Here is a 24,758-nt window from a genome sequence, read left to right on the forward strand (position 1 = left end):
GAACAGGCCGACCATGCAGAAAACGCGATTTTACGGGGGGAGAGTGTTACGCAGCGCTACCCTGGGCCAGAGGCGCTAATGCAGCAGGCAGATTCTGACCCAGCTCCTGTACCAGCGAATCGCGGCTGATTTCGTTAATCGATTTCGCACCGGTCAGGGTCATCGCCACCTTCATCTCTTTCTCAATTAAGTTCAGTAGGTTCGCCACCCCGGCCTGGCCGTGGGTTGCAAGTGCGTACAGATAAGCACGCCCCAGCAGCACGCTATCCGCACCCAGTGCAATCATGCGCACAACGTCCAGACCGTTACGGATCCCGCTGTCTGCCAGAATGGTGATATCGCCTTTCACCGCATCGGCAATGGCGGGCAGCGCGCGAGCAGAAGACAGCACGCCATCTAACTGGCGGCCACCGTGGTTAGAGACGACAATGCCATCCGCGCCGAAACGGACGGCATCGCGGGCATCTTCCGGATCGAGGATCCCTTTGATCACCATCGGGCCATCCCAGAACTCGCGGATCCACTCAAGGTCTTTCCACGAAATCGACGGATCGAAGTTATTCGCCAGCCAGCCAATGTAATCCTCAAGGCCGGTAGGTTTGCCAAGGTAGGTTGAGATATTGCCTAAATCATGTGGGCGACCGTTCAGGCCCACGTCCCATGCCCACTGCGGATGGGTAACCGCTTGCCAGTAACGACGCAGCGCGGCGTTGGGACCGCTCATTCCGGAATGGGCGTCACGGTAGCGTGCGCCAGGTGTTGGCATATCGACGGTAAAGACCAACGTAGAGCAGCCCGCCGCTTTGGCGCGCTCCAGCGCGTTGCGCATAAAGCCACGATCGCGCAGAACATATAACTGGAACCACATTGGGCGCCTGATGGTCGGCGCGACTTCTTCAATTGGACATACGGAAACGGTAGAAAGCGTGAACGGAATGCCTTTGGCGTCAGCGGCAGCGGCGGCTTGCACTTCTCCCCGGCGCGCATACATTCCGCACAGGCCGACAGGCGCGAGGGCCACGGGCATGGAGAGCGTTTCGTTGAACAGTTTTGTCTCGAGGCTCAGATCGGACATATTCTTCAGCACACGCTGGCGCAGCGCCACTTCCGACAGGTCTTCGACGTTGCGGCGCAGAGTGCGCTCTGCATACGCGCCGCCGTCAATGTAGTGGAACAAGAAAGGGGGCAAAATACGTTGGGCTGCGGCGCGATAGTCGCTGGCTGCTGAAATAATCATGTGTTGTTCTCCCTGCTATTCTCACCAGGGTCACCGGGCAGGCGGGTGATACGCGCCTGGCGGGCCTGATCTTCATCAAATTGTTTAATCGTGGTGTGGACAAAGCTGAGGTGCGCCATCATTGCCTTACGCGCGCCATCAGCATCACCGGCGACAATGGCGTCCAGCACGGCCTGATGTTGTTCTGTAAGCTGTGAAAATACGGGCGGCACAAGATACATACGTTGGCGGCTCTGTTTTACCGAAGACTGCAATACGTCGAAGAAACCGCGCATGGTCTGTAACAGCACCACGTTATGCGAGGCTTCCGCAATGGCGAGATGAAAGCGCACGTCCGCTTGCGAAGCGAGATCCGGATCTTCGCTTTGCGTAGCCTCGAAACAGAGTCTGATCTTCTCTTTGTCGGCGCTGGTGGCCCGCATGGCTGCGTGCCAGGCGGTACTGGCTTCAATGGCGTGGCGGGCTTCCAGAATATCGAAGCTGTAATCAGGATCGTCCGCCAGCAGGGTTTTCAGCGGCTGAACGATGTTTTGTTCAGACCAGGCTTCATGCTGCCAGCGAACAAACGTCCCGCCGCCGCGACGGCTGATCAACACGCCTTCACTCACCAGCTTTGCTAACGCCTCGCGCAGCGAGTTGCGCGACACGCCGAGCTGTACGGCCAACTGGCGCTCAGCGGGCAACTTCATGCCCGCCTCCAACTGCTGTTCTTCAATCAGCGCCCGCACACGAGATGCGACCTCGTCTGACAGTCGTCTGGGCATCACAATCATGGAATCATCCAGGTTAAGACATAGGCCTGCAGGGTGGTAATCACCCCCACCATGCAGGTGAAAATCAGGCTATGTTTCACGGTAAAGCGGAACAGATCAGACTCTTTCCCCACTAATCCCACTGCCGCACAGGCGATAGCGATAGACTGTGGAGAGATCATCTTGCCGGTCACGCCGCCGGTGGTATTTGCCGCCACCATCAGCACATCCGAAACGCCGATTTGCTGAGCTGCGGTGGCCTGCAGGGCGGCAAACAGGGCGTTAGATGAGGTATCGGACCCGGTCAGGAATACCCCCAGCCAGCCGAGGAACGGCGAGAAGAAAGTAAACGCGCTACCGGTGTGCGCCAGGGCCAGTGCCAGGGTTGATGAAAGCCCGGAGTAGTTAGAGATAAATGCGAATGCCAGCACCATCCCGATGGAATAGATCGGTAGCGCCAAATCTTTCAGCGTGTTACCAAAGGTCTGCAGGGCAGCGGACGGCTTCATCTTCAGCCAGACGATAGACAGCAGGGCGGCAAACAGAATCGCGGTACCGGTCGCGGAGAACCAGTCAAATTTGTACACCGCCGCGTAGGCTGTGGCTTCGTGTACGACCGGCGGCATGCGGGCTACCAGCTTGTCGAGGAACGGAACCGGAATATTGACCACCCAGTGGTACATCGCGCCACCCGGCGCAAACAGCGCTTTAAACGGCGGTATGCTCCACAGCGTGACGGTGGCTGTCAGGAACAGGAACGGGGACCAGGCGCGGATGATTTGCCCTGCGGTGTAGCGGGTGCGCGACAGGTCCATATCGACCTGCGAAGCGCCCATATCGCCGAAGCGGAAGATACGTACCGGCTGCCAGCGTTTCAGGAACAGCGTCAGACACACCAGTGAGACCAGCGAAGAGATGATGTCCGGCAGTTCCGGCCCGATAAAGTTCGAGCTGAGATACTGGGCGATAGCAAACGAGCCGCCAGCGACCATTACCGCAGGCCAGGTTTCTTTCACGCCGCGCCAGCCATCCATAATCGCCATAATCCAGAACAGCACGATAATCGTCAGGAACGGCAGCTGGCGACCGACCATCTGGCCAATCTCGAAGCTGTCCAGTCCGGTAACCTGACCAGCAACCAGAATCGGAATACCCATCGCGCCAAAGGCGACTGGCGCGGTATTCACGATCAAGCACAGCCCGGCCGCGTACAGCGGGTTAAAGCCCAGACCCACCAGCAGCGCGGCGGTAATGGCGACCGGTGCGCCAAAGCCTGCCGCCCCCTCAAGGAATGCTCCAAAGGAGAAACCGACGATCAGCATTTGCAGACGCTGGTCTGGGGTAATGGAGAGTATTGATGAACGGATGATGTCGAACTGCCCGGTTTTTACCGAGATTTTATAAACGAATACTGCTGCGATGATTATCCAGGCAATCGGCCACAAACCATAAAAGAAGCCGTATACCACCGAGGCCAGAGCGTGATCGACCGGCATTTTGTAGAACAACAGGGCGACAGCCAGAGCGATCACCACCGTCCATGACGCCGCAACATAGCCTTTCAGCTTGAGCTTAATCAGGGCGAAGAAAAAGAACAGGATTGGGAGCGATGCGATCAGACTGGAAAGCCAGATGTTACCGGCTGGATCGTAGTTCTGTTGCCAGAGATTCATTGCAGGTCTCCTGGGGGCCTCAGACATAATGAAATGAGTCTTTGCTCATCTCTTCGTCACATTATGTGTAAAAGTGGCCCTGCCAATATTGTTGTGTAGGGGTAATGACAATGAATGGTTAATCAGATGTTATTTATTGGCAACGGTATTGTACGCGAATTTTAATGAAATGTGAGGTGATGGTAGGATCTGGTTATAATTGGTAGGGCCAATTGGCGGGGCAGGAAAGACCGGGCAAACGGATGTTGCCCGGCAGGAGATCAGAACTCGGTTTTTGCAAAGCCTGTCATCTCTTTCAGGCCCATTTCACGGCCAAGTTCGGTCATCGGGTGGACGACAATCAGGCCACGCACGCTTTTCTTCAGCTTACCCATGTCGGCCTGTTCTTTTTTGCTAATGGCACGGCGGAAGGGAAGTTTCGTTAGCTTTTGCGCTTCTTTGCTCAGCTTCTGGCCGTGGACTTCACGCAGGCGTGCGATCTCGGTTTCCAGGGTTTCTTTCTCTTTTTCCAGCTCAGCATATTTGTCTGCGGCTTCAACCAGCGACAGGTCAGCCTGCTGGTGGCGGATAGCGTCCAGACGATCGCTCAGGCGTTTAATTTCGTTTTTTTCGACTTCTTTCATAGGATAGCTTCTGATAAAAATAGAATGTATATCCTATAGTATGCGCGCAGAGCGGGATTCTTCACAACAAATCGAAGATAAATAATCAAATGCTGCAAGTATTAATCAGCTAATGATAATATTACGCTTTTGATTGATAAGGAATTTTAAGCAATAAGATCGGCCATGGCGCTTTCTGTTGGCGGGTTGATAGCGAAGCACGTTTTCCTCAATATAATCGCCCAACCGATCCTAAACTTAAATGATCAACCGCGCAGGCTAAGCGTGGTTAATACATGGAGGAGGGAAGATTATGGCGAAAATAGGTGAGAATGTTTCGGTCCTTATTGATAAGACTGTTGATTTCATGGCCTCAAGCCAGGCTTTTCGCGAGTATCTGAATAAAACACCGCCGCGCAACGTTGTCCCTTCTGAAATACCGCAGGAGAATGCGCAACTGTATCTGCAACGTCTGGCGTACTATCGACAGCTGTATCGACCGCAGCAGGAAGAGAAATAAGCCTGCATGGACTTATTTTTGAAAGGCTTTTTTTAAGCTGATTTTAGAAATCAGCTCGGTCAGGGAAAGTACCATCGTGGAGCGTACCATTTGCTGGTAGCGCTGGATCTGCATGGCGTGCAAACCTGAGTCTGAGGTATCAAACTGTGGCGGCGGCGGGAGTGCCGTCACGCAGTGAAGCTCGCCAAACGGCCCGAGAATCTCGTCGTCGGTAAACGCATATTCATTGCCGTCGTGATTCAGCTCTTCCCGCAGCGCCATCAGAAGCTCCGCATCTTCATACTCCGGGCGACTGAGTACGCCCAGACCGTAGATTAGCTTCAAGCGAACCGAAAGATCGCCTAATGGCCCGTCGCCGTCGAGCAACGGTTCTACGGCATATTTCACCGCATAGTCATCTTTGCGAAATACCTGAAGCACAAGGATATTCACCGCCTCAGTGAGCAGTTCTACGGCGGTGATGAGGAAGCTGCGTACGGTTTTGCCAGCATTCAGACGCTCAAGCACACGATTTTCAAAGGCCTGCGTTTGTTCCATTATTGCCTGCATATCTGACAATCTGTCATTCGGGCGCAGGCTGACCTGCGCCACATTCTCTATCATTTGGTTGCGTTATATGCGTTAACCGCCTCCGCCACCACATCACTGTTGGCATCCAGACCGGATACCTGCGCCAGCGCGGCCTGTGGACCTTTTTCGTCAATCAGCGCGGCCAGTTCCTGTGCCTGCGGATCTTCTTCACTGCGATAGTGCATTGCAGCAGCAATACCGGTAACCAGATTAACGTGCGGCAAACCATACTCCAGCGTGCCCAGCAGCGGTTTAATCAGGCGGTCGCCCGCGCTCAGTTTACGCAGCGGCTGACGTCCTACGCGCTCAACATCATCTTTCAGATACGGATTTTCAAAACGACCGAGGATTTTCTGAATGTATGCTGCATGTTTAGCTGCATCAAAGCCATAGCGTTTGATCAGTACCGCGCCGCTCTCTTCCATCGCACCTTTGACCACTGCACGGATTTTCTCGTCGAGAATCGCGTCACGGATGGTCTGATGACCGGTCAATTTTCCGAGGTACGCGGTTATAGCATGCCCGGTGTTCAGCGTGAAGAGTTTACGTTCGACAAATGCCATCAGGTTATCAGTTAATTCCATTCCCGGGATGTTTGGCAGCTCGCCTTTGAACTGCGTTTGGTCGACAATCCACTCGCTGAATGTTTCGACGGTAACTTCCAGCGGATCGTTGGTCGCAGAAGCAGATGGCGGCACGATGCGATCCACGGCGGAATCGACAAAACCGACGTGCTGTTCAACCCAGGCTTTATCGCCATCCGCCAGCGCGTTCATTACGTGGCCTTTCAGCTGTGTGGTGCCGCGCACCATATTTTCACAGGCGATGATATTCAGCGGGGCATCCACGCCCTGCGCCTTACGTTTTACCAGCCCTTTAGCGATGGCCGGAGCGATACGCTCAAGCACAACCGGACCCACGGCAGTAGTGATTAAATCAACGTGGGCAATCAGGTCGACAACATCATCGCCGATGCTGCTGACAGCGTTGACGCCGGAAACGGTATCAACCTGCTCGTTTTCACCCACCACATGAACCTGATAGCTATGATGGGCATTCAGGGCATCGAGCACGACCTGGTTTACATCCGCAAACGTCAGCTGTATCCCCGCGTCCGCCAGCAGTTTGCCGATAAAGCCACGACCGATATTACCTGCGCCAAAATGTAATGCTTTCATAGTATTAACCTTCATTAATGTTTTTACCCAAGAGGGCTGGGGTGAGGGACTGCATAGATTTCCCCTCAACCTAACCCTCTCCACAAGGGAGAGGATTTTGTAGGCCCGATAAGCGCGAGCGCCACCGGGCAATAACGTTTACTTACGACCTGCCAGCAGTTCCAGAACTTCATCCACGCTGGTGGTATGGGCCAGACGTTCGATCACGGATTCATCATCCAGCGCGTTGGTCAAGCTGGTGATGACCTGAATGTGCTCATTGTTACGTGCGGCGATACCAATGACCAGACGGGCAATATCGTCTTCTTCTTCACCGAAGCGTACGCCTTCCGGATACTGGCAGAACACCACGCCGGTTTTCAGCACGCGGTCTTTAGCTTCTACTGTACCGTGAGGTACTGCGATGGATTCACCGAGGTAAGTCGGCGTCAGCTTTTCGCGGTCCAGCATCGCCTCGACGTATTCCGGCTCAACATAGCCGCCTTTCACCAGTTGTTCACCAGCAAAGCGAATCGCCTCTTCTTTGTTAGCGGCTTTCCGACCCAGGAAGATATTCTCCGCGCCCAGCTTGAACAGGTTGTTATCACCCTCCTCAAAGCTGTCTTTCAGATGATCGCGGACTTTCTCTTCGTTCACGTTGTGGCGCTGTGCAGCAACCAGACGTTCGGTCAGGCTGGTGTACAGGCCGCTATCCAGGAAGTTGGTCAGCGAAATATGCTGCGCCTGAGGCACCTGACGCATCGCGCGCTCGGTCAGGTCACGGTGGGTAATGACCAGATCCACATCCGGCGGCAGATTGTTAATCGCGCTGTTGGTGACGGAAATCTGAGACAGACCCGCATCCTGCACTTTCTTACGCAATACGCCTGCGCCCATGGCGCTGGAACCCATACCGGCATCGCAAGCCACGATGATTTTACGTACATGGCTCAGGTCGTTGGTCACGTCGCCAGCCGCCAGCGGAGATGCGCCTTTAGATTCCGCTTTCATGTCATGCATACGACGGGTGGCCGCTTCAATGTCATCTTCTTCTTTCACTTTGCTGGTTTTCAGCAGAATTGCAGAAACCACGAAGGAGACCGCCATTGCCGCCACGATGGCAGCGATGTTAGCGAAGTAAGCGCCTTTTGGCGTCATCGCCAGTACGGCCAGAATGGAGCCAGGAGAAGCCGGAGAAACCAGACCGCCGTTCAGGATGGTCAGGGTGAATACGCCAGTCATACCGCCAAGGATAACGGCCAGGATCAGACGTGGGTTCATCAGCACGTACGGGAAGTAAATTTCGTGGATACCGCCCAGGAAGTGGATGATAGCCGCGCCGCCCGCAGACTGCTTAGCGCTGCCGCGACCAAAGAACATGTACGCCAGCAGGACGCCCATACCCGGACCTGGGTTAGCTTCAATCAGGAAGAAGATGGATTTGCCCATCTCATGGGACTGCTGAATACCCAGCGGTGAGAAAATACCGTGGTTGATGGCGTTGTTGAGGAACAGGATTTTTGCCGGTTCAACGAAAATCGACGCCAGCGGCAGCATGTCATGGACAACCATGAAGTTAACACCTGCCGCCAGAATTTTGGACAGACCTTCAACCAATGGACCAATGCCGAGGAAAGCCAGGATGGCGAGGATCATACCGATGATGCCTGCGGAGAAGTTATTCACCAGCATCTCAAAACCGGATTTGATCTTACCGTCTACCCAGTTATCGAATTTCTTGATGCAGTAGCCGCCCAGCGGGCCTGCGATCATGGAGCCAAGGAACATCGGCATATCCGCACCGACGATAACGCCCATGGTGGTGATAGCACCAACCACGCCGCCACGCTCACCGCCTACCAACTTACCACCGGTATAACCGATCAGCAGCGGCAGCAGATAGGTGATCATCGGACCGACCAGCTTCGCCAGCGTTTCGTTCGGCAACCACCCTGTCGGAATGAATAATGCGGTGATAATACCCCACGCGATAAACGCGCCGATATTTGGCATCACCATATTGCTGAGGAATCGACCAAAGCTTTGCACCTTGATCTTAATATCGGATGACATAAAAACACCCCTTCTTATGTTTGCTATCGCGCAGGCTGAAAGCCCGAGGTTTGTTAATGTAGCGGCAGGAGGTAGCCGGACCCTGTAGATACTGCGAAATCTGGCACTGAATCGTTCAACTGTCCAGTCGATGGCCTTTTATGTGATGTTGGTCACGTAAATATAGGGTGTATGGCGTTAGTTAATGTGATTTTCATCACAAAACACCGGTACAAAAAAACATCACAGCGCGAGAAATCGCTAAAAATGGCAGTTAAATGTGAACTTGTTCACGTTTTTGTATTTGCTGTTTGTTGAATTTTTGTGATGTGATTCACAAAGTATTTTTGTCTGGGTTTAATCAGATGTGATCTGCGACGGGTTCTGGAGCTGACATTTTCCTTGCCAGATTAAGCAACTTAAAACCAGAAAAAATATTTTTTTTGTGGTATGGCGAAAACCGCAAACTGCAGTTATGTTCAAAACATCAGCCTGGGTGCATACGGCTGCCGGCATAAAAAAACTCTAATTAGCGTGAATTCGAGGCAGGTATGTTTCTAAATTATTTCGCGTTAGGCGTGCTGATCTTCGTTTTTCTGGTTCTGTTTTACGGAATCATCGCCATCCATGACATTCCCTATAACATCGCTAAAAAGCGCAACCATCCCCACGCCGACGCTATCCATACGGCAGGGTGGGTAAGTCTTTTTACGTTGCATGTTATTTGGCCGTTCCTGTGGATTTGGGCCACGCTCTACCAGCCCGAAAAGGGGTGGGGAATGCAGTCGCACATCACGCCGACCGGAAAGGAACCTGACCCTGAGATAGCCGTGCTGGCAGCGCGCATCGCCCAGTTGGAAAAAAAGCTGGATGGGGAAAAAAGAATCGATAACTCCACCTTTCCGGAGATTTAATCATGGATTTGTTAATTGTCCTGACTTATGTGGCATTCGCCTGGGCCATCTTTAAAATATTCCGTATTCCGGTAAATCAGTGGACGCTTGCCACCGCAGCATTAGGTGGGGTGTTTATTGTGGCGGGACTCATCTTATTAATGAACTATAACCATCCATATACCTTTACGGCGCAAAAAGCGGTTATTTCAATTCCCGTTACCCCGCAGGTCACAGGAATTGTTAGTGAGGTGACAGATAAAAATAATCAGCTGATTAAAAAAGGCGAAGTGTTATTTAAACTCGATCCTGTGCGTTATCAGGCGCGAGTTGACCGGCTACAGGCTGACCTGGTCACCGCGACTCACAATATCGACAATTTGAAAGCGCAACTGTTGGAAGCGGTCGCGAATACCACTCGCGTGTCTGCGGAACGTGACCGCCTGTATAAAGATTATCAGCGCTATTTGAAGGGTAGCCAGGCGAAGGTTAACCCGTTTTCCGAAAGTGATATCGACAACGCCCGCCAGAACTATCTGGCTCAGGATGCGCTGGTGAAAGGCTCAGTAGCGGAACAGACGCAGATTCAGAGCCAGTTAGACAGTATGGTCAACGGTGAGCAATCCCAGGTCGCCTCCCTGCGCGCCCAGCTTGCCGAAGCCAAATATAATCTTGAGCAGACCGTTGTGCGTGCGCCCAGCAACGGTTACGTGACGCAGGTGCTTATTCGCCCGGGGACTTACGCCGCCGCGTTGCCTCTGCGACCAGTTATGGTATTTATTCCTGAACAAAAACGGCTAATCGTGGCGCAATTTCGCCAGAACTCTCTGCTGCGTCTTGAGCCGGGCGATGAGGCAGAAGTGGTATTCAACGCGCTGCCAGGCCAGGTGTTTAGCGGCAAACTAACCAGTATCCTTCCCGTTGTGCCTGGAGGTTCTTATCAGGCGCAGGGGGCATTACAGTCCTTAACGGTGGTGCCGGGGACCGATGGCGTATTGGCAACCATTGAACTGGATCCGAATGCCGATGTGGAGGCGCTACCGGACGGTATCTATGCCCAGGTGGCGGTCTATTCCGACCATTTCGCCCACGTGTCGGTGATGCGTAAAGTGCTACTGCGAATGACCAGCTGGATGCATTACCTTTATTTGGATCATTGAGAACGTCATCACCTGCCATTTGCGCTGTCCTGAGCCATACTGATATTTTTGTTGGCAAAAAGGACCCGGCATGAAACTCATTGGCAGCTATACCAGCCCTTTTGTGCGTAAAATTTCTATTCTGTTACTGGAAAAGGGCATCACCTTCGAATTTGTAAATGAACTCCCCTACAACGCGGATAGCGGCGTGGCGCGCTATAACCCGTTAGGAAAAGTGCCCGCGCTGGTTACTGATGAGGGTGAGTATTGGTTTGATTCTCCAATCATCGCGGAATACATAGAGCTGCTGGATATTGCACCAGCTATGTTGCCGCGTGAACCGCTGGCGGCGCTGAAGGTACGGCAGTTGGAGGCGCTGGCAGACGGCATTATGGATGCCGGTTTAGTCTCGGTACGCGAACAGGCTCGCCCCGCCGCACAGCAGTCAGAAACTGAGTTGTTACGCCAGCGGGAGAAGATCACACGCAGTCTGGATGTGCTGGAAGGCTATCTGGCGGACGGTACGCTGAAAACGGATACGGTTAACCTGGCCACCATTGCGATTGCCTGCGCTGTCGGCTATCTCAATTTCCGTCGGGTCGCGCCCGGCTGGTGTGTGGACCGCCCGCGTCTGGTCAAACTGGTGGAAACGCTCTTTCAGCGCGAAAGTTTTGCCCGTACGGAACCGCCAAAGGCTTGATACACGTTATGTCCGCCTGAGCAAAGTCACGATACAATCCTTCCTATATCGATATCCCTCTCCACGGTGGAGAGGGCCACCAACAGCCAGGCCCTTTCATGACAACCGACATGCGTTCACTCTACAGCCAGCTTCCTGCTATCGATCGTTTATTGCGCGATAGCGCTTTCTCAGCCTTACGTGAATCCCACGGTCATACCCGGGTAGTTGACCTGCTGCGTCATATGCTCGACGAAGCCAGAGAAGCCATTCGCGACGCCCACGCGCTCCCGGCATGGTGTGAGGACTGGGCGCAAGAAGCCAGAGCCAGGCTGGAAAGAGAATCGCAAAGCGCGCTGCGTCCAGTGATTAACCTGACCGGAACGGTGCTGCATACTAACCTGGGTCGTGCGTTGCAGGCCGAGGAAGCCATCGATGCGGTGGTGCAGGCGATGCGCACGCCGGTGACGCTGGAATACAGCCTGGATGATGCCGGGCGCGGACATCGGGATCGGGCATTGGCGGATTTACTCTGTCGCCTGACGGGGGCCGAAGACGCTTGTATCGTGAATAACAATGCGGCAGCGGTTCTGCTGATGCTGGCCGCCACGGCTAACGGCAAAGAGGTGGTCGTTTCGCGCGGTGAGCTGGTGGAAATTGGCGGCGCGTTTCGTATTCCTGATGTGATGTGTCAGGCCGGATGTATGCTGCGCGAAGTGGGGACCACCAACCGGACCCACGCGAAAGATTACCGTCAGGCGGTGAATGAAAATACCGGCCTGCTGATGAAGGTGCACACCAGTAATTACAGCATCGAAGGCTTTACGAAGTCGGTGGATGAGGCTGAGCTGGCCGCCATTGGCCGGGAGTTGGATGTTCCGGTGGTGGCGGATCTCGGCAGCGGTTCACTGGTCGATCTCAGCCAGTATGGTTTGCCGCAGGAGCCGATGCCGCAGCAACTGATCGCCGCAGGCGTGAGTCTGGTGAGCTTCTCTGGCGATAAACTGCTGGGTGGGCCACAGGCCGGAATTATCGTCGGTAAAAAAGAGATGATCGCGCGCTTACAGAGCCATCCGCTGAAACGTGCGTTACGGGCAGATAAAATGACGCTGGCGGCGCTGGAAGCAACGCTGCGACTGTATTTGCACCCGGAAGCGCTGGCGGCGAAGTTGCCGACGTTACGCCAGCTCACCCGCTCGCAAGAGGCGATCCACGCGCAGGCCCAGCAATTACAGGCGCAGCTTGCCGATCGTTACAGCGACGAGTTTGCTTTGAATGTGATGCCTTGCCTGTCGCAGATTGGTAGCGGTTCGTTGCCTGTTGACAGGTTACCCAGCGCGGCATTGACCTTTACCCCGCATGACGGGCGCGGTAGCCGCCTCGACGCACTGGCCGCCCGCTGGCGTGCGCTGCCCGTGCCGATCATTGGGCGAATTTATGATGGCCGCATGTGGCTGGATCTGCGCTGCCTTGAAGACGAGACCCGGTTTATGGAGATGATGCTGAAATGATTATTGCAACCGCCGGACACGTTGACCACGGAAAAACAACGTTATTACAGGCAATTACGGGCGTGAATGCCGACCGTCTGCCGGAGGAAAAAAAGCGTGGTATGACCATCGATCTCGGCTATGCCTACTGGCCGCAGCCGGATGGGCAGGTGTTGGGGTTTATTGATGTTCCCGGACACGAAAAGTTTTTGTCCAACATGCTGGCGGGTGTAGGCGGTATCGACCACGCGCTGCTGGTCGTCGCCTGTGATGACGGCGTGATGGCGCAAACGCGTGAACATTTGCAAATTCTGCAACTGACGGGCAATCCGCAAATCACCGTGGCGCTCACAAAAGCCGATCGCGTGGATGAGGAACGCATCAATACGGTGCGTGAAGAGGTACACACCACGCTGGAAAACTATGGTTTTGCCGATGCGGCTCTGTTTGTGACTGCCGCCAGTGAAGGCCGTGGGATCGAAGAACTGCGTGACCATTTATTGCAATTAACCTCGCGCGAGCATGCCCGCGATCACAGCTTCCGCCTGGCGATTGACCGTGCTTTTACGGTCAAGGGCGCAGGGCTGGTGGTGACCGGGACGGCGCTCAGCGGTGAAGTGAATGTCGGGGATACGCTGTGGCTGACGGGCGTCAACAAGCCAATGCGCGTACGTAGCCTGCATGCGCAAAACCAGGCCACTGAGCATGCTCATGCCGGGCAGCGTATTGCGCTGAATATTGCCGGTGATGCGCAAAAAGAAGAGCTTAACCGCGGCGACTGGCTGCTTTCCGATGTCCCGCCAGAGGCTTTTAACCGCGTGATTGTCTCTTTAGAACATGCTGCGCCGCTGATGCAGTGGCAACCGCTGCATATTCACCACGCGGCAAGTCATGTCACCGGGCGCATCTCGCTGCTTGAAGGGACGCTGGCGGAACTGGTGTTTGATACACCACTCTGGCTCGCCGATAACGACCGTCTGGTGCTGCGCGATATTTCTGCCCGTACGACGCTGGCTGGCGCGCGCGTGGTCACGCTCAATCCGCCGCGTCGCGGAAAACGTAAGCCGGAGTATTTACAGTGGCTGTCGGCGCTGGAAAACGCGCAGACTGACGGCGACGCTCTGGCGCTGCACCTGACGCGTGGGGCGGTGAATATTCCTGACTTTGCCTGGGCGCGTCAGCTCAATGGCAACGGGATGCGTCCGTTGATTGAGCAACATGGATTTATTCAGGCGGGATACAGCCTGTTGAATGCCCCCGTTGCCGCGCGCTGGCAGCGGAAAGTTCTCGATACGCTGGCGACCTACCACGAACAGCACCGTGATGAGCCTGGGCCTGGGCGCGAGCGCCTGCGTCGTATGGCTTTGCCGATGGAAGACGAAGCGCTGGTATTGCTGCTGATTGAAAAGATGCGCGAGAGTGGCGCTATCCATAGCCATCATGGTTGGCTGCATTTGCCGGATCACAAGGCGGGTTTCAGCGATGAGCAGCTGGCAATCTGGCAAAAAGTAGAGCCGCTTTTTGGTGATGAGCCGTGGTGGGTACGCGATTTGGCAAAACAGACGGGAACGGATGAGCAGATGATGCGTGTGGCATTGCGACAAGCGGCGCAACAAGGCATCATCACCGCGATCGTGAAAGATCGTTATTACCGTAACGATCGAATAGTGGCCTTTGCCAATATGATCCGCGAACTGGATCAGGAAAGGGGATCGACCTGTGCCGCCGATTTTCGTGACAGGCTTAACGTCGGGCGCAAATTGGCTATCCAGATTCTGGAATATTTTGACCGCATTGGTTTTACGCGTCGCCGAGGAAATGATCATTTATTACGCGATGCATTGCTGTTTCCTGAAAAATAATGAAACAATTAATTCATGGATTAAATGAATTAATACAAAATAGATGTTGATTGAAATAAGCACATTAGATTATGAACCTAATGTGCTTTTTAATTGTGAGTGTTATTAAAATAACAACCACGATCATATTTTGTTGGAAATTTCACTCGTATGCTTCCTGACTCTTTAGAGTAATTAAGGATCGTACAATGGCTGCTTCAACATTTTTTATTCCTTCCGTGAATGTAATCGGCGCTGACTCATTAAAAGACGCAATGAATACAATGGCGGAATATGGTTTTCGCCGTACGCTGATTGTTACGGATGCCATGCTGACGAAATTAGGTATGGCTGGCGATATTCAAAAAGCGTTGCAGGAACGTGATATTTTTAGCGTAATTTACGATGGTACGCATCCTAACCCCACGACCAGTAACGTTGCTGCTGGCCTGAAAATGCTGAAAGAAAATGACTGTGATAGCGTTATTTCTCTCGGCGGCGGTTCCCCGCACGATTGTGCGAAGGGGATTGCGCTGGTGGCGGCTAATGGCGGCGATATTAGTGATTACGAAGGCGTTGACCGCTCTGCAAAACCGCAGCTGCCGATGATCGCCATTAACACCACGGCGGGTACGGCATCTGAAATGACCCGCTTCTGCATCATCACCGATGAAGTACGCCACATTAAAATGGCGATTGTGGATAAGCATGTTACACCGCTGCTGTCCGTCAATGACTCCTCGCTGATGGTCGGTATGCCGAAGTCTCTGACGGCGGCTACCGGTATGGATGCGCTGACTCACGCTATTGAAGCCTATGTTTCTATTGCCGCGACCCCTATTACCGATGCGTGTGCGCTTAAAGCCGTCACCATGATTGCGGAAAACCTGCCGGTCGCAGTGGAAGAGGGCAGCAATGCTCAGGCACGCGAAGCCATGGCCTATGCGCAGTTCCTCGCAGGTATGGCCTTTAACAATGCTTCTCTTGGCTACGTGCATGCGATGGCGCACCAGCTGGGTGGCTTCTACGATCTGCCACACGGAGTATGTAATGCCGTACTGCTGCCGCACGTACAGGTATTTAATAGTAAAGTGGCTGCCGCCCGCCTGCGCGATTGCGCCGCGGCAATGGGTGTAAACGTTGCTGGTCTGAGCGAAGAGCAAGGGGCAGAAGCCTGCATCGCGGCGATCCGCGAACTGGCGCAGAAAGTGAATATTCCGGCTGGGCTGCGTGAGCTGAACGTGAAAGAAGAAGATTTTGCCGTTCTGGCGACTAATGCCCTGAAAGATGCCTGTGGTTTCACTAACCCGATTCAGGCCACTCATGAAGAAATCATGGCGATTTATCGTGCTGCGATGTAATTCGTGATACCTGTCGTAAAGCAGTAAAAGGCTGGCGAATTATTCGCCAGCCCCGTCTACCCTTGTAGTACCCCTACAGCAAGGAGACGGTCATGACCAATAACCCCCCTTCAACGCGTATTTATCCCGGCGAGTATGGTTACCCTCTGAAGTTAAAAGCCCGATACGATAACTTTATCGGCGGTGACTGGGTCGCGCCGGTGGACGGCGAGTATTACCAAAATCTGACGCCGGTCACCGGGCAATTGCTGTGCGAAGTGGCCTCTTCCGGTAAGAAGGATATCGATCTGGCATTGGATGCCGCGCACAATATAAAAGATAAATGGGCGCAGACATCCGTGCAGGACAGAGCGGCGATTCTGTTCAAAATCGCCGATCGTATGGAACAAAACCTGGAGCTGCTGGCGACGGCAGAAACCTGGGATAACGGTAAGCCCATCCGTGAAACCAGCGCGGCAGACGTACCGCTGGCGATTGACCATTTCCGCTATTTCGCCTCCTGTATTCGTGCGCAGGAAGGGGGGATCAGCGAGGTTGATAGTGAGACCGTGGCTTATCATTTCCATGAGCCTCTTGGCGTGGTCGGGCAAATTATCCCGTGGAACTTCCCGCTGCTAATGGCCAGCTGGAAGATGGCGCCCGCGCTGGCGGCGGGTAATTGCGTGGTGCTTAAACCCGCGCGCCTGACGCCGCTGTCTGTGCTGCTGCTGATGGAGGTCATCGGCGATCTGCTCCCGCCTGGTGTCGTGAACGTGGTAAACGGCGCGGGTGGGGAAATCGGTGAGTATCTGGCGACGTCTAAACGTATCGCAAAAGTGGCGTTTACCGGCTCAACGGAAGTCGGCCAGCAGATCATGCAGTATGCCACGCAGAATATTATTCCCGTCACGCTAGAGCTGGGTGGGAAATCGCCCAATATCTTCTTCGCGGACGTGATGGATGAAGAAGATGCGTTCTTTGACAAAGCGCTGGAAGGCTTTGCGCTATTTGCCTTTAACCAGGGCGAAGTGTGTACCTGTCCGAGCCGCGCGCTGGTGCAGGAATCCATTTACGAACGCTTTATGGAAAGAGCCATTCGCCGGGTGGAGAGTATCCGCAGCGGCAACCCGTTAGACAGCGTGACACAAATGGGGGCGCAGGTTTCACATGGTCAACTGGAAACCATTCTGAATTACATCGATATTGGTAAGAAAGAAGGGGCGGATATCCTGACCGGTGGACGGCGCAAGCAGCTGGATGGTGAGTTAAAGGAGGGGTACTACCTCGAACCGACCATTCTGTTTGGCAAGAACAATATGCGGGTTTTCCAGGAGGAGATCTTCGGCCCTGTACTGGCTGTTACGACCTTTAAAACCATGGACGAAGCGCTGGAAATTGCCAATGACACCCAATATGGACTTGGCGCTGGCGTCTGGAGCCGTAACGGAAATCTCGCGTACAAGATGGGCCGCGGGATTCAGGCGGGGCGTGTCTGGACCAACTGCTACCATGCTTATCCGGCACATGCGGCGTTCGGCGGCTATAAGCAGTCGGGCATTGGGCGCGAGACACACAAAATGATGCTTGAGCATTATCAACAAACCAAATGCCTGCTGGTGAGCTACTCGGATAAACCGCTGGGGCTGTTTTAATATCCCGTCACTTACTGCCCGGTCGCATTTAGCGTACCGGGCATCAAGTTATGTCCTGCAGCTTAAAGTATGAAAAATATACCCTATGGATTTCGTGTTGCTTCGAGGCGGTAAGAGAGGGAATCCCCAGGAGCTTACTCCGGTAAGTGACTGGGGTGAACGTACGCAGCCAACAAAGAAGCAGTTCGAAAGACGACGGGTATATAGAAAGTCATATATCGTTATATAAATAACCCCATTGCATCCAATCTGGTCATTCCACTACTATTATCAACTCTATTTTTTAAATAAATAGCAGCCAAGTTCTTTAATTTAAATCCCTGAGGCAAATATGTTCCTTGATTATTTTGCATTAGGAGTGCTTATTTTTGTATTCCTGGTCATTTTTTACGGGATTATTATTCTGCATGATATTCCCTATCTCATTGCAAAGAAACGTAACCATCCTCATGCCGACGCTATACATGTTGCGGGCTGGGTTAGCTTGTTTACCTTACATGTTATTTGGCCCTTTTTATGGATCTGGGCAACGCTTTATCGCCCGGAGCGCGGGTGGGGTATGCAGAGCGCGGATTCTTCCCTGATCCAGCTTCAGGCGCGGGTTGCCGATCTGGAAAAGAAACTGGGTGAGGTTAAGACCTCTCCGGCGGAGTAATATCGATGGATTTACTGATTGTTCTGACCTATGTGGCATGCGCATGGTCGATATTTAAAATTTTTAAAATTCCTGTAAATAAATGGACGGTACCCACTGCGGCATTGGGTGGTATTTTCATTGTTTGCGGACTTATATTACTGATGAATTATAACCATCCGTATACCTTTAAGGCGCAAAAAGCGGTAATTTCTATTCCCGTGGTGCCGCAGGTCACGGGTGTTGTAACGGAAGTGACGGATAAGAAGAATACGCTGATCAAAAAAGGCGAAGTTCTGTTTAAACTTAATCCAGGACGTTATCAGGCGCGGGTTGATCGTCTGAAAGCCGACATTGTCACCGCTCAGCATAAAGAGCAGGCACTGGTTGCGCGGCTAGACGAAATGAAAGCTAATACGCAGCGGGCAAAGGCGACGCGTGACAAGCTGGCAAAAGATTACCAGCGCTATGCGCAGGGGAGTCAGGCGAAGGTCAACCCTTTTTCTGAACGCGATATCGATGCGGCTCGTCAAAACTATCTGGCGCAGGAAGCATCGGTGAAATCGTCTATTGCGGAGCAACAGCAAATCCAGAGCCAGTTAGACAGCCTGGTACTGGGTGAAAATTCGCAAATTGCCAGCCTGAAGGCACAACTCGCCGAAGCGGAGTTTAACCTTGACCAGACCGTGGTTCGTGCGCCCAGCGATGGTTACGTTACGCAGGTGCTGATGCGCCCCGGAACCTATGCCGCCGCGCTGCCTATGCGTCCGGTGATGGTGTTTATCCCGGAACAGAAACGGCAAATTATCGCCCAGTTCCGTCAAAACTCGCTGCTGCGACTGGAGCCAGGCGATGAAGCAGAAGTGGTGTTTAACGCCCTGCCGGGGAAGGTATTTAGCGGCAAACTGGCTGCTATCAGCCCGGCTGTACCGGGTGGTACATACCAGTCGAACGGGGCGTTGCAATCATTAAACTCTACGCCCGGTTCAGAAGGGGTGATCGCCACGATTGAACTGAACGACAATGCGGACGTGAGCGCGTTACCTGATGGGATTTACGCCCAGGTCGCCGTTTACTCTGACCACTTCGAACATGTGTCAATCATGCGCAAAGTCTTGTTGCGGATGACCAGTTGGGTGCATTACCTGTATCTCGACCACTAGGTGCAGGCTATTTTGCTTACTCAGACAGCTGTAGCGTCTGAGTAAGCTGCTGACGTATCTCCGCTAACATTGCGTCGAGAATAAACTGTACACGCCAGGGCTGATATTCACGCTTGCGGAAAATCGCCACCAAATCCAGCCACCATTCGTGCTGTTCGGAGAAACAGGGAACCAACAATCCGGACTGAACATCTTTTTGTATACTCGCATAAGGCGCAAAAACAATGCCCAGATGATTACGCGCCAGCGCCAGCGCGGATTGCGTATTGTCACAGACGTAGTTTCCGGTCACCCGATAATCATGCATTTCCTTGCCGCCCGCGGAGCTGAAGCGCCAGATATTGGCCTCATCAATCATCATGGAATCGATTAAAATACAGGAATGATTTTCCAGCTCATCAGGGCTGTTAATGGGATGCTGTTTGATATATTCAGGGCTGGCAAACGCCATCACTGCATATTTGGTAATAAAGCTGGCGACCAGTGATTCATCTTTAGGATGCGCATAGGTAATTAAAACGTCACAATCATCCGGGAAGTCTACACCTTCATAAAATGCTTTCCGTTCAAGATTGCAGGTTTTCAGCGAGAGAGTAATACCACCGATATCCTGAATTTTTGCAATAACATGTTGCGATAAGTAAGCAATAATTCCGGTTGGTGCATATACCGTTACCTTGCCACGTTTTTCATGCTTATAATCAGCGATGAAACTATTTAGCTGATCGTTTCTGTCCAGCATGTCATTGATGTAAGGTAGCAGCGCTACACCAAAGGGCGTCAGGGTCAACTGTCGGGTGGTGCGATCAAATACCTTTAGCCCAACTTTTGATTCAAAATCAGCAAGGTACTTGCTGACATTAGCCTGTGCGATGCCGAGAACCGTAGCGGCATGACTGATGTTTTCACTGGCAGCAATTACCGAAATAATCTTCAGTTCCCGGTGTTTGAGTTGTAATTTGTTCATCGCCAAACCCAATATATATATGTTTGTATATATTACTATATAAATATGGAAGTTGCATCGATGAAATTGTAAGCATTATTATGCACCCGCTTTGTGGCTTATTTTAAAATGGAATGTTGGCATGTTAATTAAACGCAATATTGTGGCGCTGTTCGCCTTTTCTTTTATGGCGAGTGCAACTGCCGCAGAGTTTTCTATTGGCGGTGGCGCTGTATATAATGAATCTCCTTATCGTGGATATAATGATAATGTTCATGCAGTACCGCTTATCAGTTATGAAAGTGAATCATTTTATTTTAGGCAAACAACGTTAGGCTATATTCTTGCAAAAAGTGAAAATAATGAATTTAGCATTACTGCTTCTTACATGCCGCTTGAGTTTGATCCCGGTGATAACGACGATCATGCGATGAAGCAGCTGGACAAGCGTGATGCAACCGCGATGGCGGGTGCCGCATGGTATCACCATGAAAAATGGGGCAGTGTGAAGGTCTCTGCCGCAGCGGATGTGCTGGATAACAGCAATGGCTGGGTGGCGGAAATGTCTATGTTCCGCCAAATGCCAATGGGCAAGCTGACGCTGACGCCGGCGATTGGCGTGCTCTACTATGACGAAAACTTCAACGAATATTACTACGGCATCTCTGGCAATGAATCCCGCCGTAGTGGGTTATCAAGCTACTCCCCAGGGGACAGCTGGACACCGTATGTTGGCCTGTCCGCTAAATATGCGTTGACCAGCAACCTGACGCTGCTGGCCAGCGCCAACTATAGCGTGCTGCCGGATGACATTAAAAATAGCCCGATGGTTGATCGCGATGACAGCTTTACCTTGATGTCCGGTCTGACCTGGCGTTTCTGATTCTCACCCGTTTGTCCTCAGGGAGGAGGGCAATCTTTTCATGATGCTTTGACGGATGGGGCTAACTGCCGCCATCCGTCGTCATCGTTACTGCTCGTTTATCCAGATTCGCATTTCGCCTTCACCACGGTTTGCCCAGCTAAACCACGGAATGAACGTCAGCGTATGCGCCTGACGCGAAGCTGGTGAAACATCGTAGTGCCACAACGCTTGTTGTGCCGCATTGTGGGTACTTTGCTTCACGCCTTCCGCCTGAATTAACATCTTATGGCTGAACAGTCCCTTACCCTCAAAGACCCTGAATTCACTCTCTTTTGGCAGCCACAGGTTATGCAACTCTTCGCCGTTGTCGGCCTGCTCCAGGCAATATACCAACGGCCCGCGCTGAATGGCGACCTTACCGGCAACATGGCGCACCAGTGGGTTTCCGTATACGCGACGCACGGGCATCGGCAGGGTCAGGCTTAGCGTATCCCCCTCCCGCCAGGTTCGGCTGATGTGCAAATAGCCTTTACGTACATCTTGTGCAACCGGTTGACCATTCAGCAAAATCTGCGGCGCGGTACACCAGTCCGGCAGGCGTAACGCCAGGGTATGATCGACCGGCAGCGGTGATTCAATGGCGATTGTTACCTGCTCATGCCACGGGTAATTTCCGTTAATGCGCAGTTTAAGCACGCCGTCTGCCACAGGAACTTCCATGCTATTGCCCACATACATATTGATATACAGTGCGTCCTGACGTGGCGTATAGATGTAATGGCCAATAGAAGTGAGTACGCGGGCGATATTGGGCGGGCAGCAGGCGCAGCCAAACCAGCGCTGGCGAACGGGCTTCACATGGTCGTAAATATGATTGAATTTTAAAGATTTAGGATGCACCTCCAGCGGGTTAACGTAGAAGAAGTGCTTCCCGTCCAGCGCCATGCCGCCAAGTACGGTGTTATACAGGGCGCGCTCCATCACGTCGGCATACTGGCTGTCGGCTTCCATTTCCAGCATCCGGCGGGCGAACATCATTAGCCCGATTGAGGCGCAACTTTCGGCATAGACGGAATCGTTGGGCAGATCGTAATCGCTGCTAAACGCCTCGCCGCTGCTTTGCGAGCCGATCCCGCCGGTAATATACAACTGACGCTGGGCCATATTATTCCACAGACGCAAACAATCCTGACGCTTGCTTTCGTCCTGACTTAAGCGTGCCAGATGCGCCACGCCGGTCATCAGATAAACAAAACGTACGGCATGACCGATGGCTGTTTGCTGCTCAGAAACAGGCTGGTGTGCCTGACTATAAGGCTTATCTTTCACCATCCACGCCGGACCGTAGGTGTGCCAGTAAGACGTTTGGCCGCGTTTTTCGTACTCTTCGTCATAAAAATGAGGTTGCGCACCGCGTTGCTCAACAAAGTAATTTACCAGCGCCATATAGCGTGGTTGCTGAGTGACTTCGTACAAACGCATTAATGCCAGCTCGATTTCCGGGTGTCCGGGGTAGCCGCGCAGTTGATTCTTTCCCAGCCCAAAAACGCTGTCGATATGATCTGCCAGGCGGCACACCACCTCTAACAGACGACGTTTCCCCGTCGCCTGGTAGAAAGCGACGCCCGCTTCAATCAAATGACCCGCACAGTACAACTCATGACACTCAGCGAGATTAGTCCAGCGTTCATCCGGGGCTTTGACCGTAAAATACGTATTGAGATAGCCATCTTCACACTGCGCGGCGGCGATCAGTTCAATAACTTCATCGGCAGTTTTCTCAAGCTCCGCATCGGGCTTCTGGCACAGCGACCAGGCGACGGCTTCCAGCCATTTCGCCACGTCGCTGTCCTGAAAAACCATCCCGTAAAACTCACCTTGCTGAAGGCCTGCGGCGATGCGGAAATTCTCGATCGCATGGCTTGGCTCCGCTTCTGTAATGCGGTCATTGAGCGCATCCCACTGGTAGGGGATCACCACGTCACGCACCAACTGCTGATATTGTCCGAGAAACGGATCGCTGACCGTGAGCTTGTGCAGGTCGACTTCCAGTACATTCATTTCGTGCTCCTTAAGGCTGTACATGACGTTGACGCAGATCGGTAGCAATGCGCGACATCATCGGGTTATTGAGTTTGCAGATGCGGACAGACAGCGCCAGCAGCAGGTGGAACAGTGCGGGCAGCAGCGTCTCCATGGCAGTAATCCCTTGCAGCGAACTGGCGGTTTGATTACCGGCGCCGGGCTGATAGGCGACAAAAATAAACAACAGGCTGATAATCCCCGCACTGGAGGCCCAGGCCAGTTTGATGAAGAACAGGTTGAAGGCGAAGTTCATCCCGGAGGAACGAACACCGGTTTTCCACTCGCCATAATCATCGGCGAAGGCCATCAGCGAAAAGTGCAGCGGCAGCGTGAAGCCCAGGATAATGCCGTTACCGAGGATAATCGCCAGCCACAATGTCTGATAAGCCGGGCCGGTTGGCAGGAACCACATCAGCACCGCCAGCGCCGCCAACATCAGGTTGGTGTAGTAATAGAGTTTGACGGTATCAATGCGTCGGGTCAGCGGGCTGACGAGCACTGAACCGATGATAGAGGCAAAGGTTACCATGGTGAAAAACAGCGACGTGTAAGCGGTGCTGCCTTCCAGCACATAGGTAATGAAATACATATATCCGCCGCCGCGAATATTGAAGACGTTGATCAGCAGGAACGACATCACCAACATCAGCAGTAACTGGTCATTTTTGCGCAGGCCGCCAATATGCTCGCGCAGGGTAAATTTCCCCATCATCGCCAGCGGCACACGTTCACGCACCCAGAAGAAACAGCACAGGAACATGACCACCGCGATGGCGCACAGGACGCCGACACCGAACTGGTAACCCTGCGCGGCATTGCCCTGGCCCAGCACATCCACCATCCACGGCAGGCCGACGGAGACGAGAAAACCCGCCACGCCGCATAGCACAAAGCGCCAGGACTGGCAGGCGATCACCTCATTATGGCGGGTGGTCATGGTGTTAATCAGCGCACAGTACGGTACGTTGATGGCGGTATAGCCGACGGAGAGCAACAGATAGGTGCCGAATGCCCAGGCGATTTTTACGCCCATGCTGGCGTCTGGGACGGTAAAGGTCAGCACGCCGATAATGCCAATCGGAACCGCGACCCACAGCTGCCAGGGGCGAAAGCGTCCCCAGCGGCTTTGCGTCCGATCGGCGAGAACGCCCATGATGGGGTCGGAAATCGCATCAAACACGCGCAGGGCAATAAACAATGTGCCGACCAGCGCGGGTGTTAACCCGAAGACATCCGTGTAGAAGAACGTCAGGAAGTTCATGATCAGGCAGGTAATCACCGTCCCGCCTGCATCGCCTAACCCATACCCTATTTTTTCACGCAGGGATAATTTGTCGTCTTGCGCACGCTGTGCCAAATCAGATGTCGTAATCGGAGCCGAAGTCATAAATAACTCCTGGAAGTGATATTCGGAATGTATCCCGCAACTCTGCGGATTATTTGGATGTAATTTGCAAAATACATGATT

21 protein-coding genes are annotated in these 24,758 nt (G+C 53.0%); 11 read left to right on the top strand and 10 right to left on the bottom strand.

Annotated features, from left to right (window positions below):
- Positions 1–46: 46 nt before the first annotated feature.
- From lldD to FDX04_RS00995, 4 genes are all read right to left on the bottom strand, one after another.
- Positions 47–1,237, bottom strand: coding sequence for an FMN-dependent L-lactate dehydrogenase LldD (lldD, locus tag FDX04_RS00980; RefSeq protein ID WP_137361676.1), 1,191 nt, complete (start codon positions 1,235–1,237; stop codon positions 47–49).
- Positions 1,234–2,010, bottom strand: coding sequence for a transcriptional regulator LldR (gene lldR / locus FDX04_RS00985; protein ID WP_042311604.1), 777 nt, complete (start codon positions 2,008–2,010; stop codon positions 1,234–1,236). Before lldR ends, lldD begins: the two co-directional genes overlap by 4 nt.
- Positions 2,007–3,662 carry an L-lactate permease gene (gene lldP, locus FDX04_RS00990; RefSeq protein ID WP_042311606.1) on the bottom strand — a complete coding sequence of 552 codons (1,656 nt, stop codon included), beginning with the start codon at positions 3,660–3,662 and terminating at the stop codon, positions 2,007–2,009. The genes lldR and lldP overlap by 4 nt, the downstream gene beginning before the upstream one ends.
- Before the next feature lie 260 nt (positions 3,663–3,922).
- Positions 3,923–4,285, bottom strand: a complete 363-nt coding sequence (locus FDX04_RS00995) for a YibL family ribosome-associated protein (protein WP_042311608.1) — start codon at positions 4,283–4,285, stop codon at positions 3,923–3,925.
- Positions 4,286–4,577: 292 nt separating this feature from the next.
- Between FDX04_RS00995 and FDX04_RS01000 the strand changes: the two genes are divergently transcribed.
- Positions 4,578–4,784: a hypothetical protein gene (locus tag FDX04_RS01000; RefSeq protein WP_003827334.1), complete on the top strand. Its 207-nt coding sequence runs from the start codon at positions 4,578–4,580 to the stop codon at positions 4,782–4,784.
- Positions 4,785–4,796: 12 nt separating this feature from the next.
- On the opposite strand, the gene mtlR is transcribed toward FDX04_RS01000, so the two are convergent.
- The 3 genes from mtlR to mtlA form a co-directional block, all read right to left on the bottom strand.
- Complete coding sequence (mtlR, locus tag FDX04_RS01005) at positions 4,797–5,387, bottom strand: mannitol operon repressor MtlR (RefSeq protein WP_005120486.1); 591 nt, start codon at positions 5,385–5,387, stop codon at positions 4,797–4,799.
- Entirely contained in the window at positions 5,384–6,532 is a 1,149-nt protein-coding gene (gene mtlD, locus FDX04_RS01010) for a mannitol-1-phosphate 5-dehydrogenase (RefSeq protein WP_137361674.1), read from the bottom strand. Before mtlD ends, mtlR begins: the two co-directional genes overlap by 4 nt.
- 138 nt (positions 6,533–6,670) lie before the next feature.
- Positions 6,671–8,584, bottom strand: a complete 1,914-nt coding sequence (mtlA, locus tag FDX04_RS01015; RefSeq protein WP_137361673.1) for a PTS mannitol transporter subunit IICBA — start codon at positions 8,582–8,584, stop codon at positions 6,671–6,673.
- A gap of 530 nt (positions 8,585–9,114) precedes the next feature.
- On the opposite strand from mtlA, the gene FDX04_RS01025 reads away from it, so the two are divergent.
- The 9 genes from FDX04_RS01025 (at position 9,115) to FDX04_RS01065 (ending at position 19,394) form a co-directional block, all read left to right on the top strand.
- Positions 9,115–9,477 carry a DUF3302 domain-containing protein gene (locus FDX04_RS01025; protein ID WP_042311614.1) on the top strand — a complete coding sequence of 121 codons (363 nt, stop codon included), beginning with the start codon at positions 9,115–9,117 and terminating at the stop codon, positions 9,475–9,477.
- Positions 9,478–9,479: 2 nt separating this feature from the next.
- Positions 9,480–10,616 (top strand): HlyD family secretion protein, encoded by a 1,137-nt coding sequence (locus FDX04_RS01030; protein WP_042311616.1) that lies wholly within the window; start codon positions 9,480–9,482, stop codon positions 10,614–10,616.
- Between the two features lie 70 nt (positions 10,617–10,686).
- Positions 10,687–11,295: a glutathione S-transferase gene (locus FDX04_RS01035; RefSeq protein ID WP_006687581.1), complete on the top strand. Its 609-nt coding sequence runs from the start codon at positions 10,687–10,689 to the stop codon at positions 11,293–11,295.
- 98 nt (positions 11,296–11,393) lie between these two features.
- Positions 11,394–12,785, top strand: a complete 1,392-nt coding sequence (gene selA, locus FDX04_RS01040) for an L-seryl-tRNA(Sec) selenium transferase (RefSeq protein ID WP_137361672.1) — start codon at positions 11,394–11,396, stop codon at positions 12,783–12,785.
- The gene (gene selB, locus FDX04_RS01045) at positions 12,782–14,626 is read left to right on the top strand and encodes a selenocysteine-specific translation elongation factor (RefSeq protein WP_137370342.1); all 1,845 of its coding nucleotides are present in this window, start codon (positions 12,782–12,784) and stop codon (positions 14,624–14,626) included. Before selA ends, selB begins: the two co-directional genes overlap by 4 nt.
- A 188-nt stretch (positions 14,627–14,814) precedes the next feature.
- Positions 14,815–15,966, top strand: coding sequence for an L-threonine dehydrogenase (gene yiaY / locus FDX04_RS01050; protein WP_123268893.1), 1,152 nt, complete (start codon positions 14,815–14,817; stop codon positions 15,964–15,966).
- Positions 15,967–16,058: 92 nt separating this feature from the next.
- Entirely contained in the window at positions 16,059–17,597 is a 1,539-nt protein-coding gene (aldB, locus tag FDX04_RS01055) for an aldehyde dehydrogenase AldB (RefSeq protein ID WP_137361670.1), read from the top strand.
- Positions 17,598–17,928: 331 nt separating this feature from the next.
- Entirely contained in the window at positions 17,929–18,252 is a 324-nt protein-coding gene (locus FDX04_RS01060; protein WP_042311625.1) for a DUF3302 domain-containing protein, read from the top strand.
- A gap of 5 nt (positions 18,253–18,257) precedes the next feature.
- On the top strand, positions 18,258–19,394 hold the full coding sequence (locus FDX04_RS01065) for an HlyD family secretion protein (protein ID WP_137370343.1): 1,137 nt from the start codon (positions 18,258–18,260) through the stop codon (positions 19,392–19,394).
- A 16-nt stretch (positions 19,395–19,410) separates the two neighbouring features.
- On the opposite strand, the gene FDX04_RS01070 is transcribed toward FDX04_RS01065, so the two are convergent.
- Positions 19,411–20,361 carry a LysR family transcriptional regulator gene (locus FDX04_RS01070; RefSeq protein ID WP_042311631.1) on the bottom strand — a complete coding sequence of 317 codons (951 nt, stop codon included), beginning with the start codon at positions 20,359–20,361 and terminating at the stop codon, positions 19,411–19,413.
- 121 nt (positions 20,362–20,482) lie between these two features.
- Between FDX04_RS01070 and FDX04_RS01075 the strand changes: the two genes are divergently transcribed.
- Positions 20,483–21,223, top strand: a complete 741-nt coding sequence (locus tag FDX04_RS01075) for a MipA/OmpV family protein (protein WP_137370344.1) — start codon at positions 20,483–20,485, stop codon at positions 21,221–21,223.
- Between the two features lie 87 nt (positions 21,224–21,310).
- Here the strand turns inward: FDX04_RS01075 and FDX04_RS01080 are convergent, their stop codons facing one another.
- Both FDX04_RS01080 and FDX04_RS01085 read right to left on the bottom strand, forming a co-directional pair.
- Positions 21,311–23,266 (bottom strand): glycoside hydrolase family 127 protein, encoded by a 1,956-nt coding sequence (locus tag FDX04_RS01080; protein ID WP_137370345.1) that lies wholly within the window; start codon positions 23,264–23,266, stop codon positions 21,311–21,313.
- Positions 23,267–23,276: 10 nt separating this feature from the next.
- Positions 23,277–24,677: an MFS transporter gene (locus tag FDX04_RS01085; RefSeq protein WP_137361665.1), complete on the bottom strand. Its 1,401-nt coding sequence runs from the start codon at positions 24,675–24,677 to the stop codon at positions 23,277–23,279.
- Positions 24,678–24,758: the final 81 nt, after the last annotated feature.

Origin of the sequence: Citrobacter sp. wls615, from assembly GCF_005281355.1 — a bacterium.
Classification (GTDB): Bacteria; Pseudomonadota; Gammaproteobacteria; order Enterobacterales; family Enterobacteriaceae; genus Citrobacter; species Citrobacter werkmanii.

What these genes read in the sequence shown, in the direction of transcription:
- FDX04_RS01085 (WP_137361665.1), bottom strand. Translation starts at nt 24,677, where the DNA reads ATGACTTCGGCTCCGATTACGACATCTGATTTGGCACAGCGTGCGCAA.
- aldB (WP_137361670.1), top strand. Translation starts at nt 16,059, where the DNA reads ATGACCAATAACCCCCCTTCAACGCGTATTTATCCCGGCGAGTATGGT.
- mtlD (WP_137361674.1), bottom strand. Translation starts at nt 6,532, where the DNA reads ATGAAAGCATTACATTTTGGCGCAGGTAATATCGGTCGTGGCTTTATC.
- lldR (WP_042311604.1), bottom strand. Translation starts at nt 2,010, where the DNA reads ATGATTGTGATGCCCAGACGACTGTCAGACGAGGTCGCATCTCGTGTG.
- yiaY (WP_123268893.1), top strand. Translation starts at nt 14,815, where the DNA reads ATGGCTGCTTCAACATTTTTTATTCCTTCCGTGAATGTAATCGGCGCT.
- FDX04_RS01035 (WP_006687581.1), top strand. Translation starts at nt 10,687, where the DNA reads ATGAAACTCATTGGCAGCTATACCAGCCCTTTTGTGCGTAAAATTTCT.
- mtlA (WP_137361673.1), bottom strand. Translation starts at nt 8,584, where the DNA reads ATGTCATCCGATATTAAGATCAAGGTGCAAAGCTTTGGTCGATTCCTC.
- FDX04_RS01060 (WP_042311625.1), top strand. Translation starts at nt 17,929, where the DNA reads ATGTTCCTTGATTATTTTGCATTAGGAGTGCTTATTTTTGTATTCCTG.
- lldP (WP_042311606.1), bottom strand. Translation starts at nt 3,662, where the DNA reads ATGAATCTCTGGCAACAGAACTACGATCCAGCCGGTAACATCTGGCTT.
- selA (WP_137361672.1), top strand. Translation starts at nt 11,394, where the DNA reads ATGACAACCGACATGCGTTCACTCTACAGCCAGCTTCCTGCTATCGAT.
- selB (WP_137370342.1), top strand. Translation starts at nt 12,782, where the DNA reads ATGATTATTGCAACCGCCGGACACGTTGACCACGGAAAAACAACGTTA.
- lldD (WP_137361676.1), bottom strand. Translation starts at nt 1,237, where the DNA reads ATGATTATTTCAGCAGCCAGCGACTATCGCGCCGCAGCCCAACGTATT.
- FDX04_RS01080 (WP_137370345.1), bottom strand. Translation starts at nt 23,266, where the DNA reads ATGAATGTACTGGAAGTCGACCTGCACAAGCTCACGGTCAGCGATCCG.
- FDX04_RS01070 (WP_042311631.1), bottom strand. Translation starts at nt 20,361, where the DNA reads ATGAACAAATTACAACTCAAACACCGGGAACTGAAGATTATTTCGGTA.
- FDX04_RS01025 (WP_042311614.1), top strand. Translation starts at nt 9,115, where the DNA reads ATGTTTCTAAATTATTTCGCGTTAGGCGTGCTGATCTTCGTTTTTCTG.
- FDX04_RS01030 (WP_042311616.1), top strand. Translation starts at nt 9,480, where the DNA reads ATGGATTTGTTAATTGTCCTGACTTATGTGGCATTCGCCTGGGCCATC.
- FDX04_RS01075 (WP_137370344.1), top strand. Translation starts at nt 20,483, where the DNA reads ATGTTAATTAAACGCAATATTGTGGCGCTGTTCGCCTTTTCTTTTATG.
- FDX04_RS01000 (WP_003827334.1), top strand. Translation starts at nt 4,578, where the DNA reads ATGGCGAAAATAGGTGAGAATGTTTCGGTCCTTATTGATAAGACTGTT.
- FDX04_RS01065 (WP_137370343.1), top strand. Translation starts at nt 18,258, where the DNA reads ATGGATTTACTGATTGTTCTGACCTATGTGGCATGCGCATGGTCGATA.
- FDX04_RS00995 (WP_042311608.1), bottom strand. Translation starts at nt 4,285, where the DNA reads ATGAAAGAAGTCGAAAAAAACGAAATTAAACGCCTGAGCGATCGTCTG.
- mtlR (WP_005120486.1), bottom strand. Translation starts at nt 5,387, where the DNA reads ATGATAGAGAATGTGGCGCAGGTCAGCCTGCGCCCGAATGACAGATTG.